Raw genomic sequence first — 16,027 nt, forward strand, 5'->3', positions numbered from 1 at the left:
CTCCGTTGCCATGTCCATCCGTCACGGGCTGCTCGCCCTGCTCGAACGCGGCCAGATGTACGGCTACCAGCTGCGCGCCGCGTTCGAGGAGTCGACCGGCTCGACCTGGCCGCTGAACATCGGGCAGGTCTACACCACCCTGTCCCGGCTGGAACGGGACGGGCTGGTCCGGTCGCTGCCGGAGAGCGAGGCCGGGCAGCGCCCGTACGAGATCACCGACGCCGGGCGGGCGGACCTGACGTTGTGGTTCGCCACCCCGATCAGCCGGACCGACCGTCCCCGGGACGAACTGGCGATCAAGCTCGCCCTGGCGCTCACCACCCCCGGGGTGGACGTCCGGTCGGTGGTGCAGACCCAGCGCAGCGCGACCATGCGCACGCTGCAGGAGTTGACCCGGTTGAAGTACGCCAGCGACCGGCCCGAGGACCTGCCGTGGCGGTTGGTGCTGGACGCGATGGTGTTCCAGGCCGAGGCGGAGGTGCGCTGGCTGGACCACTGCGAGACCAGCCTGGTGCGGTACCGGCCGCCGGCCGGCGGACCGGCGGCCGCCCCGGGGGCGGTGGACCGGACCGACGAGGAGGCGCGCCGGTGAGCGTCGACGGCGGCGCGCACGGGCCGGGCCAGCCGGCCGAGGGCGCCGTGCTCGACCTGCGCGACGTGCACCGCACCCACGGCACCGGCCCGGCCGCCGTGCACGCCCTGCGCGGGGTGAGCCTGTCGGTGCGGCCGGGTGAGCTGGTCGCCGTGATGGGACCGTCCGGCTCCGGGAAGTCGACCCTGCTGGCGCTCGCCGGCGGGCTGGACAGCCCGACCGCCGGCGAGGTGCGCGTCGAGGGCCAGCCGCTGGGCGAGCTGGACCGCCGGCGGCTGGCCCAGCTGCGCCGGCGCCGGATCGGCTACATCTTCCAGGACCTCAACCTGCTCGGCAGCCTCACTGCGGTGGAGAACGTGGCGCTGCCGCTCGAACTGGACGGCGCCGGCGTGCGGCGGGCCCGGCGGCTGGCCGCGGAGGCGCTCGCCGAGGTGGGCCTGCCGGAGCTGGGTGACCGCTTCCCGGACCAGCTCTCCGGCGGCCAGCAACAGCGGGTCGCGATCGCCCGGGCGCTGGTCGGCGAGCGCCGGCTGGTGCTGGCCGACGAGCCGACCGGCGCGCTCGACTCGCAGACCGGCGAGGCGGTGCTGCACCTGCTGCGCCGCCGGGTGGACGCGGGCGCGGCCGGGGTGCTGGTCACCCACGAGGCGCGGCACGCCGGCTGGGCCGACCGGGTGGTGTTCCTGCGCGACGGGGTGCTGGTCGACACCACCGCTCCGCTGGTCGGGGTCGAGCAGTTGCTGAGCGGCAGCGGGCGGTGAGCCGGGGCCGCGGCGAGCGGCTCGCCGGGGTGGTCGGGTCCTGGCGGGCGGCGCTGCGGATCGCCCGGCGGGAGGCACGGCGGGCCCGGGGCCGTACCGCGCTGGTGCTCGCGATGATCACCCTGCCGGTGCTGGCGCTGAGCTTCGCCGCGGCCAGCTACGACATGTCCGAGCTGTCCCGCGCCGAGCAGCTCGACCGCCAGCTCGGCACCGCCGACGCGGAGCTGCGCTGGGTCGCCCGGGGCCCGGTGGCGCAGAGCGCCTGGGGGGAGGGCTGGCGCCACGAGGGCGACCCGGCCCAGCCCGCCCCGGTGACCGCCGAGCAGGTCGGCGCGTTGCTGCCCGCCGGCAGCCGGGCCCTGGAGGTACGCCGGTGGGTGCCGGTCCCGCTCCGGGTCGGCGACCGGGACGAGGCCCTCTCCGGCCGGGTGCTCGATCTCACCGACCCGCTCGGTGCCGGGCTGGCCCGGGTGCTCTCCGGCCGCCCGCCCGGCCGGGCGGGTGAGATCGCGCTGAACCCGGCGGCGCTGCGCCGCCTGGACGTCCGTCCCGGTGGCACGGTCACCACCGCCGACGGCTCGGCCAGCTACACCGTCGTCGGCGTGGTCGATTTCCCCGAGGAGCTGCGCCCGGTGGTGGCGCTGCACCCGGCCACCCCGCCCGGCCCCGCGGTGGTGCCCGACAGCACCTTCCTGGTCGACCTGCCCTCCGACGTGGACGGTGACCTGGTCCGCCGGCTCAACCAGCGCGGGATCGTGGTGACCGCGCGTACCCCGGCCCCGGTCGGGCCGCTGGCCGGCGACGCCGACGTCGTGCCGGTCCCCTCCCCGGCGGTCGACGTCGAGCAGGTGAGCACCCTGGTGCTGGTCGGCGGGCTGGGCCTGCTGGAGGTGGTGCTCCTGGTCGGCCCGGCCTTCGCGGTCGGCGTACGGCGCCGGCGGCGGGACCTGGCGCTGGTCGCCGTGGCCGGCGGGGACGCCGCCCAGCTGCGCCGGATCGTGCTGGCCGACGGGGTGGTGCTGGGCGCGGTCGGGGCCGCCGTCGGGGTGGTGCTCGGGGTCGCGGTCGCGTTCGCCGGCCGGCCGCTGGTGGAGCAGTACCTGTTCGGGGCGCGCTTCGGCGGGTACCGCTGCTGGCCGGCGGCGCTGCTGACGATCGCCGGGGTGGCGGTGCTGGCCGGGGTGCTCGCGGCGCTGGCACCGGCCTGGACGGCGGCCCGGCAGGACGTGGTCGCCGGACTGGCCGGGCGGCGCACCGCGCCGGCGCACCGGCGGCGGTGGCTGACCGCCGGGCTGCTGCTGGTCGCCGGAGGCGCCGCGGTGGCCGCCGCCGGAGCGGCCGGGAGCACGCCGAGCGTCACCCTGGCCGGGCTGGTCCTCGGCGAGCTGGGGCTGGTCTTCGCCACGCCGACGCTGGTCGGGTTGCTCGCCCGGCTCGGCCGGGCGCTGCCGCTGGCACCCCGGATCGCGCTGCGCGACGCCAGCCGCAACCGGTCCTCCACCGCGCCGGCCATCTCCGCGGTGATGGCCGCGGTCGCCGGCAGCGTCGCCCTCGGCGTCTACCTGGCCAGCGACGAGGCCCGTGCCGACCGGATGTACGAGCCGACGATGCCGTACGGCAACGTGGTGGTCAGCCCGCCCGGCCCCGAGGGCGCGGCGGACGCCGGGACGCGGGCCCGGGTCGCCGCGGCGGCCCGCGCCCATCTCGGCGCCGACCGGGTGGCGCCGCTGAGCACGGCGTACTGCCCACCGGGGGTCGACTCCTGTTCGGTCAGCCCGGTGCTGCCGCCGGAGCGGGCCTGCCCGTGGCCGCCCGGCGACGGCCTCTCCGCCGCCGAACGCCGGCGGGCCCTGGCCGACGCCCGCTGCCGGGACGCGCCGGCGGACCGGTACGGCGAGTACTTCCAGGTCGTGGTGGACGACGGGACAGCGCTGCCGATCCTCACCGGCGCCGAGCCGGCGGACGTGGCGGCCGCCACCGCCGTGCTGCGCGCCGGTGGGGCGGTGGTGACCGATCCGCGCTACCTCGTCGACGACCGGGTGCGGGTGCAGGTCGGCCACCTCGGCGACGACCCGGACGCGCCGGCGCCGGCCACCACCGCGCTGCCCGGCTACGCGCTGCGCACCGGGACGGGCGTCCACCGGCTGCTGCTCTCGACGCCGGCCGCGGACCGGCTCGGGCTGGTCACCCAGCCCCTCGGCTGGGCCATCGACGGGGTGCCGGACCAGCGCCGGCAGGACCGCTTCGTCACCGCGCTGCGGCCGCTCGGCCTGCAGGTGGAGATCGAGCGGGGCCGACCGGAGAGCGGGGCGCGTCCGCTGCTGCTCCTGCTGGCGGCGGCGTCCGGGGTGGTCACCGTGGGCGCCGCGGGCATCGCCACCGGGCTCGCGGCGGCCGAGGGCCGCGCCGACCTGTCCACCCTGGCGGCGGTCGGCGCCGGTCCGGGGGTACGCCGGCTGTTGTCGCTCTGCCAGGCCGGGGTGATCGCCGTGCTCGGCTCCGCGCTCGGCATCGTCGCCGGCCTCGGCACCGCCCTGATCATCCTGACCGCGACCAACCGCCGGTACGCCTCGACCTGGCCGGTGGCGGAGCCGTACCCCATGGTGGTCCCGTGGACCGTCCTCGGCGTGCTGGTGCTGGTGCCGCTGGTGGCGATGCTCGGCGCGGGCCTGTTCACCCGGTCCCGGCTGCCGGTGGAGCGCCGGCTCGACTGAGCACCCGTACCGGATCCGGGGGTGCCGCGGACGGCCGCCGGCCGGCACACTGGGCACCGTGCCCGTGCTGGGATCCCTCACCCGCCGAGTCGGCCACCACCGCTGGTTCGGTGCCGCCGCCCGCCTGCTCGTCCCCGCCGACCGGTTGGTCGGGCGGCTGACCCGGGGGCGGGTGGTCGCCCTCGGCCTGGTGCCGTCGCTGGTCATCACCACCACCGGTCGCCGCTCCGGCAAGCCGCGCAGCAACCCGCTGCTCTACGTGCCCGACGGCGACGCGTACGTGGTGGTCGGCTCGAACTGGGGCCAGGCGCACCAGCCCGGCTGGTCGCTGAACCTGCTCGCCGACCCGGCCGCCGAGGTGGCCGTCAAGGGCCGCCGGATCCCGGTGCGCGCCGAGGTGGCCACCGGCGCCGAGCGGGAGCGGCTCTGGCACCTGCTGGTCACCGAGTGGCCGGCCTACCGGACGTACGTCCAGCGGGCCGGTGGCCGGGAGATCCGCGTCTTCCGGCTGGTGCCGACCGGGCGCGGCGCAGCCGCCAACCCCGGCGGAGCCTGACTAGGGTGGAGACGGCGCCCGGCCGACGGGCGGCGCTGCGCACGAGGCAGGGGTGATCGGCGTGGACGCGAGCACCGCGAACGCCGGGACGGACGGGCACCTGGGCGATCCACGGTGGCCGGTGGCCGAGCGGGTGGCCGACGCCGTCCGGCGGCGGTTCCCGGCCGACGTGCTGGCCGTGGCGGTGCACGGCCCGCTGGCACACGGCGACGACGACGGCGGCGGGGATGGCGAACTCGGGCTGCTGGTGGTCACCTACCGGCCCGGCGCCGGGCCGCCGGCCGCCACCCGCCGGGTCGACGGCGTGCTGGTCGACCTGACCGTCGCCGGCGCGGACGACTACCTGGCCCGGGCCCGCACGATCACCTCGCTGTGGCCGCTGACCGCCGACCGGTTCGTCACCACCCGGCCGCTGCACGACCCGACCGGCTGGCTGCGCACGCTGCGCGACGAGCACCTGGGCCGGCTGGCCCGGGCCCGGCCCGCCGAGTTCAGCACCGCCGCCCGGCGGGCCTGGTACCGGGGCAGCGCGGCGCACGCCCGGGCCGCCCGGCTGGCCGAGTGGTACGAGACGGACCAGGCCCTGCTGATGCTCGGCGAGGCGCGGCTGGCGGCGGCGAGCGTGAGCGGCCTGCTCAGCCGCACCTACTTCCGGGATCCGGGCGACGCGGTGCGCCGGACCGGCCTGGCCGGCGCGGACATGACCGAGGTGGGCCGGGTGCTCACCCGGCAGGCCGAGGAGTTGGCCGCCCGCGGCCGCCCGGTCGACGGCACCGTCGACGACCTGCTCGACGGCTGAGACCGGGGGCGGCGCCGCGAACGGCGGGTCGGTCCCGCCGAGCGGCCGACCGACCGGCCGCCGGGTCAGCCGAGGCCGCCCTGGACGCCGATCAGGGCGCCGATCAGGTAGGTGGCCGTCGCGGCGGCGCCGCCCAGCAGCAGTTGGCGCAGGCCGCTGGACCACCAGGGCCGGTTGGTGAACCGGGCCACCACCCCGCCGGCCGCGAAGAGCCCGAGGCCACCCACCCCGAGCGCCAGCCAGAGGTTGGTGAACCCGAACAGGTAGGTCAGCAGCGGCACCAGGGCGCCGACGGAGAAGAACAGGAACGACGAGATCGCCGCCGCCCACGGGCTGGGCTGGTCGTCGGGGTCGACGCCCAACTCCTCCCGGACGTGCACCCGCAGGGCCTCCTCCGGGTTGCGCCGGACCGCCTCGGCGACCTGCGTGGCGAGGTCGCGGGGCAGCCCCCGGGCCACCCAGGCGTCGGCCAGCTCGCGGGCCTCCGCCTCGGGGTGGCGTTCCAGTTCCCGGCGCTCCTTGGCCACCTCGGCGGCGACCTGCTCGTTGGCGGAGCGGACGCTGGTGTACTCGCCCAGCCCCATCGAGATGGCGCCGGCCACCAGACCGGCGGTGCCGGTCAGCACGATGCTGCGCGGCGACACCCCGCCGCCGCCGACGCCGGCGATCAGGGCGATGTTGGTGACCAGGCCGTCCATCGCGCCGAAGACGGCCGGACGCAGCCAGCCGCCGGACACGTCCGCGTGGTGGGCCTCGCGCAGGGCGGCCGGGGTCTCGGTCACGGCAGGGTCAGGATCTCGTGGCCGTCCTCGGTCACCACGATGGTGTGCTCGAACTGGGCCGTCCACCTGCGGTCCTTGGTGACCACGGTCCAGCCGTCGTCCCACATGTCGTACTGGTGGGTGCCGAGGGTGATCATCGGCTCGATGGTGAAGGTCATCCCGGGCTCCATCACGTCGGTGGGGCGCGGGCTGTCGTAGTGCGGCACGTAGAGGCCGCTGTGGAAGGACTCCCCGATGCCGTGCCCGGTGAAGTCGCGTACCACGCCGTAGCCGAAGCGCTTCGCGTACGACTCGATGACCCGGCCGATCACGTTGATCTGCCGGCCCGGGGCGACCGCGCGGATGCCCCGCATCATCGCCTCGTGGGTCCGCTCGACCAGCAGCCGGGCCTCCTCGCTCACCTCGCCGACGCAGAAGGTGGCGTCGGTGTCGCCGTGCACCCCGTTGATGTACGCGGTGACGTCGACGTTGATGATGTCGCCGTCCTCCAGCACCGTCGAATCCGGGATGCCGTGGCAGATGACCTCGTTGAGGCTGGTGCAGCAGGACTTCGGGAAGCCCTTGTAGCCCAGCGTCGACGGGTAGGCCCCGTGGTCGCAGAGGAACTCGTGCACCACCCGGTCGATCTCGTCGGTGGTCACGCCCGGCTTGCAGTGCTCGCCCGCGAGCTGGGTGGCCTGGGCGGCGAGCCGACCGGCGATCCGCATCTTCTCGATCGTCTCCGGCGTCTGCACGTGCGAGCCACGCCACTCCTGCGGACGCTTCTTGCCCACGTACTCCGGGCGGGGAATGTGGGCGGGCACCTGCCGCCACGGGGAGAGCGTGCCTGGGGTCAGCGGCGCACGGACGGTCATGACGCAAGCCTATCGCCGCGGGCGGGGTGAGCCGCGCCACCGCCCACCCCGCGGGGACAGTTGCCCAGCCAGGCCGCCTGTGCCATCGTGTTCGCGTGGATCAAGGGGGCACTCCTCCCGTCTTCTCGGCGAGCGCCGAGATCGACGGTGACCACCTCCGCGTGGTGGTCGCCGGCGAGGTCGACATGGCGACCGCCGACACCATGCTGCAGACCGCGCTGCGCGAGCCCGCCGAGCGGATCACGCTCGACCTGCGCGCGGTCACCTTCTTCGACTCGGCGGCGATCCACGCGCTGGTGCGGCTCGCCCAGCAGTTCCCGGGCACGCTCACCGTGCTGCCGTCCCGGCAGGTCGACCGGGTGCTGACGATCGCCGGCCTGGGCGAGCAGAGCTGGCTGAACCCCGCCTGACCCGCTGCCCGGCCCGGTTCCGTGTGCGGCCCGCCGGGCCCGGTCCCGCGCCGGGCCCGGCCGGCTCAGTCCTGCAGCCGCCGGCGCAGCGTCAGCTCCGTCCCGTCGGCGGTACGGGTGACGGTCAGCTCCCCCAGCGCCCTGATCAGCGACAGCCCGCGCCCGCGGAAGCCGGCCCCGGTCGGCTCCCGCCACCGGCCGCTGTCGCGGATGGTGGCCACCACCGTGCGGTCCTCGATGGTCACCTCGACGCCGATCGTCGCCTCGGTCGGGTCGACCGGGTGCTCGATGGCGTTGGCCGCCGCCTCGGAGACCGCCACCGTCAGGTCGAACAGGTCCGTCTCGCCGACCCGGTGCGCGACCAGGAAGTCCTCCAGCCGCTTGCGCAGCACGCTCAACCGGGTCGGGTCGGCCGGCAGTCGCAGCGCGAACCGGTTGAGTTCGGTGGCCTCCAGCGCGAGCACCGCCACGTCGTCCCGGCGGGGCCGCTGGGCGACCCGGCGCACCACCGCGTCGACCAGGTCGGCCACGTGCTCGCCGGGTTTCGTGGCGTCGGCGCGCAGTCGGGCCAGCGCCTCGTCGATGCCGAGGCGGCGGTCCTCGATCAGGCCGTCGGTGTAGAGCAGCAGCCGGCTGCCCGCGGTCAGCTCCCCCTCGGCGGTGCCGTAGGAGGTGTCGGGGATGGCGCCCACCGGCGGCCCGAGTGCCCGGTCGTGCAGGAACGCCACCTGCTCTCCTCTGATCAGCAGCGGGGACGGGTGACCGGCGTTGGCGTACCGGAGCCGGCCCGTGCGGGGACTGAACCAGAGGCAGACCACGGTGGCGAAGGAGCGCCCCTCGGTGCTGCCGACGAGCCGGTTGAGCCGGGTCAGCGACTCGCCGGGGTCGAAGCCCTCCAGCACGTACGCCCGCAGCGCGTTGCGCAGCTGGCCCATGGCCGCGGCCGCCCGGACCCCCTTGCCGACCACGTCGCCGATCACCAGGACGAGCTCGTCGTCGCCCAGCGCGACCACGTCGTACCAGTCGCCGCCGACCTCCACGTCGGCGGAGCCGGGCAGGTAGCGGCTGGCCACCACGGCGCCGGGCAGCTGCGGCAGCGAGCGGGGCAGCAGGCTGTGTTGCAGGGTGCTGGCGATCCGGTGTTCGGCCTCGTAGAGCTGGGCGTTCTCCAGCCGGACGCCGACCAGCCGGGCCAGCTGGGTGAGCGCGGCCTCGTCGGTGTCCGCGCCGTCCCCGGCCGCGCGCCAGACCCGCAGCTCGCCGAGTTCCTCCCCGGCGGTGCCGGTGAGCGGCAGCGTGAACGAGGGCTCGGGCGAGGTGACGCCGCCCGCGTCGGCCTCGTAGCGGATCCCGCCGGCCGACACCACCACCCGGGCCGCCTCGGCCAGGTTCAGCGCGTGCCCCGCGGCGACCTGGCACACCTCGGCGGTGGTGCGGGCGCTGTTGACCGCCACCGCCGCGTCGGCCAGGCCGCGCAGCCGCCGGATGATCTGCCCGCGCAGCTGTCCCAGTTCGACGTTGGTCCGGACCCGGGCGACCAGTTCCTGACTCGAGAAGGGCTTGGTGAGGTAGTCGTCGGCACCGACCGACAGCCCGGCGACCGCCTCGGCCGGGCCGGCCCGGGCGGAGAGCAGCACGATCGGCACGTACCGGGTGCGCGGGTCGGCCCGCAGCGCGGCGACCAGCCCGAAACCGTCCAGCCGGGGCATCATCACGTCGGTCAGCACCAGGTCGAACGGGCTCTCCATGGCCCGCCGCAGCGCCTCCACGCCGTCGGTGACGGCGACCACCTCCCAGGTCGGGGAGAGCAGCCGGGTGACGTGTTCGCGCAGGTCGGCGTTGTCGTCGGCGAGCAGGATCCGGCCGGCGGGGGGCCCGGCGGACGGGCCGGCCGGAGCCTGGTCGGTGACCGACCCGGTCCACAGCGCGGTCTCCGCGACGTAGAGGTCGGCCTGCAGCGGCTCGGGGCGCGGGTGCGCCGCGTGGGCCACCCGGTCCGCCGGGAGGTGGCGGGTGCCGAACGGGACGGTCACCGTGAACGTGCTGCCAGCGTCGACCCGGCTGGTGACGGCCACCCGCCCACCGTGCATCTCGACCAGCTCGCGGACCAGCGCGAGCCCGATCCCGGTGCCCTCGTGGGTACGCGAGCGCGTGCCGGGGACCCGGTGGAAGCGCTCGAAGACGTGCGCCAGCTCGTCCGGATCGATGCCGACGCCGGTGTCGCTGACCTCCAGCCAGGCGGCGTCGTCGACCGCGGCGATCCGGACCCGGATCTCGCCGTCGAAGGTGAACTTCACCGCGTTCGAGACCAGGTTGAGGACGATCTTCTCCCACATGTCGCGGTCCACGAAGACCGGCGCCGGCAGCGGCGGGCAGTCCACCACCAGGCGCAGGCCGGCCCGCTCGGTCGCCGAGCGGAACGTGCTGGCCAGTTGGGCGGTGTAGCCGGCCAGGTCGGTGGGCTGGTAGTGGGCGGTGAGCCGACCCGATTCGAGCCGGGAGAAGTCGAGCACCGTGTTGACCAGCTTGAGCAGTCGCAGCGCGTTGCGGTGCATGGTGGTCAGCCGGTCGGTGTGCGCCCCGGCCAGCGCCGGGTCGGCGAGCAGCTCCTCCAGCGGGCCGAGCACCAGGGTGAGCGGGGTGCGGAACTCGTGACTGACGTTGGCGAAGAAGTTGGTCTTGGCCCGGTCCAGGGCGGCCAGCTCGGCGGCCCGCGCCCGCTCCTGCTCGTACGCCAGCTGCCGGCCGGCCGCCCGGGACAGCTGCGCGGCGACCAGGTCGAGGAAGTCGCGGTAGTCGGCGGTGAGCGGAAGCCGGCGGGCGACGCCGAGCACGACGGCGCCGACGATCTCGTTGGCGGCGGCGACCGGGAGCAGCAGCGCCTGCCCGGCGGCGTCGGCGGGCACCGCGTCGAGCAGGTCGGTGACCTCCACGGCGGTGGCGCCGTCGGGGTCGAGGCGGTCGAGCACCGCCGACGGCGCCAGGGTCACCGACCCGGCGTCCACCCCGGGGCAGCCCGCGAGGGTGACCTCGCCGGCTGCGTCGCGCAGGTAGAGCAGGGCGAAGGGCAGGTCGGCACGGTGCCGGTCGAGCACGTCCGCGGCGGTGCGGCCGAGGTCGGCCAGACCGTTCGCCTCGGCCAGCTCGGAACCCAGCTCGGCCAGGGCCCGCAGCCGGCGCTCGCCGAGCACCCGGCCGGTCGTCTCGTTGACGATGCAGAAGATGCCGTCGACGGTGCCGTCGGCGCCGCGGATCGGGTCGTAGGAGACGTTGAAGTAGGTCTGTTCCACGAACCCCTGCCGGTCGAGGAGGAAGAGATGGTCCTCACCCCGGTAGGACCGGCCGGTGCGCCGGACCCCGTCCAGCAGCGGGGCCAGCACGTCCCAGGTCTCCGCCCAGTGCTCGCGGGCCGGCTGGCCGAGCACCTGCGGGTGCTTGGCGCCGATGGTGGGCCGGTAGGCGTCGTTGTAGAAGGCGAGCTGGTCCGGGCCCCAGAACATCACGATCTGCGCGCTGGAGGCGAGCATGGTGCTGACCGCGGTGGACAGCGCCGGGGGCCAGCCGCTCGGATGGCCGACCGGGCTGGTGGACCAGTCGAAGTCGGCCAGCCGCCCGCCCATCTCGCCGCCGTTGGCGAAGGCCGCGGCCAGCGAGGCCGGAACCTTCCCGTCGGCACCGTCGAGGGGTCGATCCCCGTCCGCGCCCCCCAGGGCCGAGCTCATGCAGCCTCCCGCTTCGGCCATCCCCGCCTCGGCCGGTGATCGACCGGCCGTGCCCCGCCCAGTACCCCGGCGAAGCAGCAAGGTAACGCACAACGCCCGGAGGACGCTGCTTAGTGGGCCCGCACCACGCCGGCTACGACCCGCCGGCGAGACGCCCCCCGCCCGCACCGTCCGCGACCCGCCCGGGGCGGGCCGCCCAGAAGGCTTGCGACAGCAGGCCTTCCGGTCCCATTGACGGGACTTACCCCGCTCCGGCGGAGCCGGACCGCCGGCTCATTGTGACCTCGGTAACATTTCGGCACCGTCCACAATCACCCGCCCGGGGACCGGGCCCCGGACACCCCGCGGGAGCGGTCACCGGTCAGCGCGGCGCGCCGGCACCCCGGGCGGCGGCCCGGACCAGCGCGGTGATCGGCCGGGCATCGGCGGCGTTCTCCGGGTGCCACTGCACGCCCAGCACGAAGGGGCGGTCCGGGTCCTCCACCGCCTCCACCACCCCGTCGTCGGACCAACCGGTGACCGCCAGCCGGCCCGGGTCGGCGACCGCCTGGTGGTGGTACGAGTCGACCCGGTCCACCCCGGCCATCACCCGCGCCGCCAGGCTGCCCGGGGTGAACCGCACCCCGTGCGCGCCGTAGACCCCGGGCGCGGGGCGGTGCCCGTCGTGGCCCACCACGTCGGGCAGGTGCTGGTGCAGCGCGCCGCCGCAGGCCACCACGAGCAGTTGCATCCCCCGGCACACGCCGAGCACCGGCAGCCCGGCGGTCAGCGCGGCGTCGAGCAGGGCCAGCTCACCGGCATCGCGCCCCGGCCGGCTCTCGGTCCGGGGCGCGGGCGGCTGGCCGTACCGGCCCGGATCGACGTCGGCCCCGCCGGCCAGCACCAGCCCGTCCAGCACCCGCACCACGTCGGCGTCCCGGTCGTCCGGGGGCAGCACCACGGCCCGGCCGCCGGCCGCGGTCACCGCGCGGACGTACGCCCGCGGCACCAGCACCGCCGGGACGTCCCGCCAGACCCCCCCAGGCGGCCGGTTCGACGTACGCGGTGACCCCGATCAGCGGCCGGGTCACAGCGGCGTCACGTACGCGCCGGTGATGCCGCCGTCGACGACGAACTGGGCGGCGGTCATGAACGAGGCGTCGTCGCTGGCCAGGAAGGCCACCGCGGCGGCGATCTCCTCCGGTTCGCCGAACCGGCCCATCGGCACGTGCACCAGCCGGCGGGCGGCCCGTTCCGGGTCGGCGGCGAAGAGTTCCCGCAGCAACGGGGTGGCGACCGGGCCGGGGCAGAGCGCGTTGACCCGAATGCCCTCCCGGGCGAACTGCACGCCCAGCTCCCGGGTCATCGCCAGCACCCCGCCCTTGCTCGCGGTGTACGCGATCTGCGAGGTGGCCGCCCCCACCAGCGCCACGAACGAGGCGGTGTTGATGATCGAGCCCTTGCCCTGCCGCCGCATGTGCGGGATGGCGTACTTGCAGCAGAGGTAGACGCTGGTGGTGTTGACCCGCAGCACCCGTTCCCAGGCCTCGATCCCGGTGGTCAGGATCGAGTCGTCGTCCGGCGGCGAGATGCCGGCGTTGTTGAACGCGACGTCCACCCGGCCGTGCCGGGCGGCCACCCCGTCGAACAGGTCCCGGACGGCCGCCTCGTCGGCCACGTCCGCCGCGACGAACTCCCCGCGGACCCCGTCCGCGGCCCGCTTGCCGGCCTCGACGTCGATGTCGACGCAGACCACCCGGGCCCCCTCGGCGGCGAACCGCCGCGCCGTGGCCAGCCCGATCCCGCTGCCCGCCCCGGTGACCACGGCCACCCGGTCCTGCAACCGACCCTGCATGGTCCTCCCCCATCTGCTCGTCCGGCCGGACGTCCCGCCGCCGGCCCTACCCCTCTGCCGCCCGGCCCGCGCCCGCGCGTGGACCGGCCGCCGCTCAGCTCTCCGTCGCGATGAAGACGTTCTTGACGTCGGTGAAGGCGTGCAGCGCGTCCGGGCCGAGTTCGCGGCCCAGCCCGGAGCGCTTCATCCCGCCGAACGGGGTCCAGTACCGCACCGAGGAGTGCGAGTTGACGCTGAGGTTGCCGGACTCCACCGCCCGGACCACCCGCACCGCCCGGCCCACGTCCCGGGTCCAGACCGAGCCGGAGAGGCCGTACTCGGTGTCGTTGGCGAGCCGGACCGCGTCGGCCTCGTCGTCGAAGGGCAGCACCGAGACCACCGGGCCGAAGATCTCCTCCCGCCAGTGCCGGTCGGTGGGGGCGTCGGCGAGCAGCACCGTCGGGGGGTACCACCAGCCGGGGCCCGGCGGGCAGGAGCCGGTGAACGCCACCCGCGCGCCGTCGACGTAGCCGGTGACCCGGTCCCGCTGGCCGGCCGAGATCAGCGGGCCCATCTCGGCGCTCTCCCGGGCCGGGTCCTCCACCCGCAGGGCGCGCACCGCCGGCTCCAGCAGTTCCAGGAACCGGTCGTACACCGGCCGCTGGACCAGGATCCGGGACCGGGCGCAGCAGTCCTGGCCGGCGTTGTCGAAGACCGCGTACGGTGCGCTCGCGGCGGCCCGTTCCAGGTCGGCGTCGGCGAAGACCAGGTTGGCGCTCTTGCCGCCCAGCTCCAGGGTGACCCGCTTCACCTGGGCTGCGCAGCCGGCCATGATCCGGGTGCCGACCTCAGTGGAGCCGGTGAAGCAGATCTTGCGGACCGCCGGGTGGGTGACGAACCGCTCCCCGACCACCGAGCCCGCGCCGGGGAGCACGGTGAACACGTCCTCGGGCAGCCCCGCCTCGCGGGCCAGCTCGGCCAGGCGCAGCGCGGTCAGCGGGGTCAGCTCGGCCGGTTTGAGCACCACCGTGTTGCCGGCCGCCAGCGCCGGGGCGAAACCCCACGCGGCGATCGGCATCGGGAAGTTCCACGGCACGATCACCCCGACCACGCCGAGCGGCTCGTGGAAGGTGACGTCCAGCCCGCCCGGCACCGGGATCTGCCGGCCGGTCAGCCGTTCCGGCGCGCCGGCGTAGTAGTCGAGCACGTCCCGGACGTTGCCCGCCTCCCACCGGGCGTTGCCGATGGTGTGCCCCGAGTTGCGCACCTCCAGCCGCGCCAGCTCCTCCAGGTGCGCGTCCACCACTGCGGCGAACCGCCGCAGCAGCCGCGCCCGGTCCCCCGGCGCGACCCCCCGCCACCGCTCGTACGCCGCCGCCGCCCGCGAGATGGCCGCGTCCACCTCACCGAGCGAGGCCGCTTCCACGCTCGCGACAACCTCCCCGGTAGCCGGGTTCCGCACGTCGGTCACGCGCCCCGCCCTCCTTCGTCTCCGCGATCTTGCGCTTGCTGCCCCGGCAAAAGCCGCTCATCACCACGAATCCGGGGCGGAAAGTGCAAGATCGCGGGGAGCGTCGGCGGGTCAGAGGCGTTCGAAGCCACGGGTCAGTTCCCAGTCGGTGACGGCGGCGTCGAAGGCGGTCAGCTCGACCCGGGCGTGGTTGGCGTAGTGGGCGGCCACCTCGGCGCCGAACGCCTCGGTGGCCAGCGACGACGCCTCCCAGAGGGCGAGGGCGTCGCGCAGCGTGCCGGGGACCCGCTCGGCGGCCCGGTCGTCGTACGCGTTGCCGGTGCACTCCTCGCCCAGCGGCAGTTCCCGCTCGATGCCGTGCAGCGCCCCGGCGATCAGCGCCGCGATGGCCAGGTACGGGTTCACGTCCGCCCCGGGCACCCGGTTCTCCACCCGCATGCCCTGACCGTGGCCGACCAGCCGCAGCGCGCAGGTGCGGTTGTCGGTGCCCCAGCGCAGCGCGGTCGGGGCGAACGAGCCGGGCTGGTACCGCTTGTAGGAGTTGACGTTGGGCGCGAAGAAGAGGCTGAACTCCCGCATGGTGGCCAGCAGCCCGGCCAGCACCCGCTGCCCGGTCACCGACAGCTGCGCCGGGCCGTCGCCGAGCAGGGCCGAGCCGCCGGTGCGGTCGCGCAGCGAGAAGTGGATGTGGCAGGAGTTGCCCTCCCGGGCGTTGGGCTTGGCCATGAAGGTGATCGACATGCCCTCCTGGGCGGCGATCTCCTTCGCCCCGTTCTTGTAGATGACGTGGTGGTCGGCGCAGGCCACCGCCTCGTCGTAGCGGAAGGCGATCTCGTGCTGGCCGAGGTTGCACTCGCCCTTGGCGCTCTCCGGGGTAAGCCCGGCGCCGGCCATCTCGCGCCGGATCCGGCGCAGCAGCGGCTCCACCCGGGCGGTGCCGAGCAGCGAGTAGTCCACGTTGTACTGGTTGGCCGGGGTGAGGTCCCGGTAGCCGCGCCGCCACGCCTGCTCGTACGAGTCGCGGTACAGCACGAACTCCAGCTCGGTGCCGGCGTACGCGGTCAGCCCGTGCTCGGCCAGCCGCTCCACCTGCCGGCGCAGGATCTGCCGGGGCGAGGCGACCACCGGGGCGGCCCCGTCCAGCCAGGCGAGGTCGGCCAGCACCAGGGCGGTGCCCGGCTGCCAGGGCACCCGGCGCAGGGTGTCGAAGTCGGGCAGCATGGCGAAGTCGCCGTAGCCCCGCTCCCAGCCGGACATGGCGTACCCGTCCACGGTGTTCATATCCACGTCGACCGCGAGCAGGTAGTTGCACCCCTCGCTGCCGTGCGCGACCACCTGGTCCAGGAAGTAGGGCGCGTGGAACCGCTTGCCCTGCAACCGGCCCTGCATGTCGACCAGGGCCAGCACCACCGTGTCGATCTCGTGCTCGGCGACGGCGACCCGCAGTTGTTCCAGTGTGAGCGGCGCTCTCCTCATCCGCGGGCCTCCATCACCAAGGTCTACCGGTAAGACGTGATCACCGTCAATGCCCGCTGGCCCGGCGCCGGCAAACC

General features: G+C 75.4%; 12 protein-coding genes and 1 pseudogene. 6 read left to right on the top strand and 7 right to left on the bottom strand.

The window, feature by feature from the left end:
- Positions 1-10: 10 nt before the first annotated feature.
- From Q3W71_RS02750 to Q3W71_RS02770, 5 genes are all read left to right on the top strand, one after another.
- Entirely contained in the window at positions 11-592 is a 582-nt protein-coding gene (locus Q3W71_RS02750) for a PadR family transcriptional regulator (RefSeq protein WP_302917682.1), read from the top strand.
- Positions 589-1,353, top strand: a complete 765-nt coding sequence (locus tag Q3W71_RS02755; protein ID WP_302917683.1) for an ABC transporter ATP-binding protein — start codon at positions 589-591, stop codon at positions 1,351-1,353. The genes Q3W71_RS02750 and Q3W71_RS02755 overlap by 4 nt, the downstream gene beginning before the upstream one ends.
- Positions 1,350-4,067, top strand: coding sequence for an FtsX-like permease family protein (locus Q3W71_RS02760; protein WP_302917684.1), 2,718 nt, complete (start codon positions 1,350-1,352; stop codon positions 4,065-4,067). Before Q3W71_RS02755 ends, Q3W71_RS02760 begins: the two co-directional genes overlap by 4 nt.
- Before the next feature lie 58 nt (positions 4,068-4,125).
- A complete protein-coding gene (locus tag Q3W71_RS02765; protein ID WP_302917685.1) occupies positions 4,126-4,623 on the top strand; it encodes a nitroreductase/quinone reductase family protein in 498 nt (165 codons plus the stop codon).
- 61 nt (positions 4,624-4,684) lie between these two features.
- Positions 4,685-5,422: a nucleotidyltransferase domain-containing protein gene (locus tag Q3W71_RS02770; RefSeq protein ID WP_302917686.1), complete on the top strand. Its 738-nt coding sequence runs from the start codon at positions 4,685-4,687 to the stop codon at positions 5,420-5,422.
- Positions 5,423-5,487: 65 nt separating this feature from the next.
- Here Q3W71_RS02770 and Q3W71_RS02775 read toward each other — a convergent pair whose 3' ends face one another.
- A complete protein-coding gene (locus Q3W71_RS02775; protein WP_302917687.1) occupies positions 5,488-6,204 on the bottom strand; it encodes a VIT1/CCC1 transporter family protein in 717 nt (238 codons plus the stop codon).
- The gene (gene map / locus Q3W71_RS02780; RefSeq protein ID WP_088995449.1) at positions 6,201-7,058 is read right to left on the bottom strand and encodes a type I methionyl aminopeptidase; all 858 of its coding nucleotides are present in this window, start codon (positions 7,056-7,058) and stop codon (positions 6,201-6,203) included. Before map ends, Q3W71_RS02775 begins: the two co-directional genes overlap by 4 nt.
- A 95-nt stretch (positions 7,059-7,153) precedes the next feature.
- Here map and Q3W71_RS02785 point away from each other — a divergent pair, with 95 nt between their 5' ends.
- Entirely contained in the window at positions 7,154-7,468 is a 315-nt protein-coding gene (locus Q3W71_RS02785) for an STAS domain-containing protein (RefSeq protein WP_302917688.1), read from the top strand.
- A gap of 65 nt (positions 7,469-7,533) precedes the next feature.
- On the opposite strand, the gene Q3W71_RS02790 is transcribed toward Q3W71_RS02785, so the two are convergent.
- The 5 genes and pseudogenes from Q3W71_RS02790 to Q3W71_RS02810 form a co-directional block, all read right to left on the bottom strand.
- A complete protein-coding gene (locus tag Q3W71_RS02790; protein ID WP_302917689.1) occupies positions 7,534-11,190 on the bottom strand; it encodes a SpoIIE family protein phosphatase in 3,657 nt (1,218 codons plus the stop codon).
- 361 nt (positions 11,191-11,551) lie between these two features.
- A pseudogene (locus Q3W71_RS02795) lies at positions 11,552-12,260 on the bottom strand (gamma-glutamyl-gamma-aminobutyrate hydrolase family protein).
- On the bottom strand, positions 12,257-13,024 hold the full coding sequence (locus tag Q3W71_RS02800; protein WP_302917690.1) for a 3-oxoacyl-ACP reductase: 768 nt from the start codon (positions 13,022-13,024) through the stop codon (positions 12,257-12,259). The pseudogene Q3W71_RS02795 and the gene Q3W71_RS02800 overlap by 4 nt, the downstream one beginning before the upstream one ends.
- A gap of 94 nt (positions 13,025-13,118) precedes the next feature.
- Entirely contained in the window at positions 13,119-14,474 is a 1,356-nt protein-coding gene (locus Q3W71_RS02805) for an aldehyde dehydrogenase (RefSeq protein WP_302917691.1), read from the bottom strand.
- A gap of 111 nt (positions 14,475-14,585) precedes the next feature.
- Positions 14,586-15,950: a glutamine synthetase family protein gene (locus Q3W71_RS02810; RefSeq protein WP_302917692.1), complete on the bottom strand. Its 1,365-nt coding sequence runs from the start codon at positions 15,948-15,950 to the stop codon at positions 14,586-14,588.
- Positions 15,951-16,027: the final 77 nt, after the last annotated feature.

It is taken from the genome of Micromonospora sp. C28SCA-DRY-2, assembly GCF_030519475.1.
Classification (GTDB): domain Bacteria; phylum Actinomycetota; class Actinomycetes; order Mycobacteriales; family Micromonosporaceae; genus Micromonospora.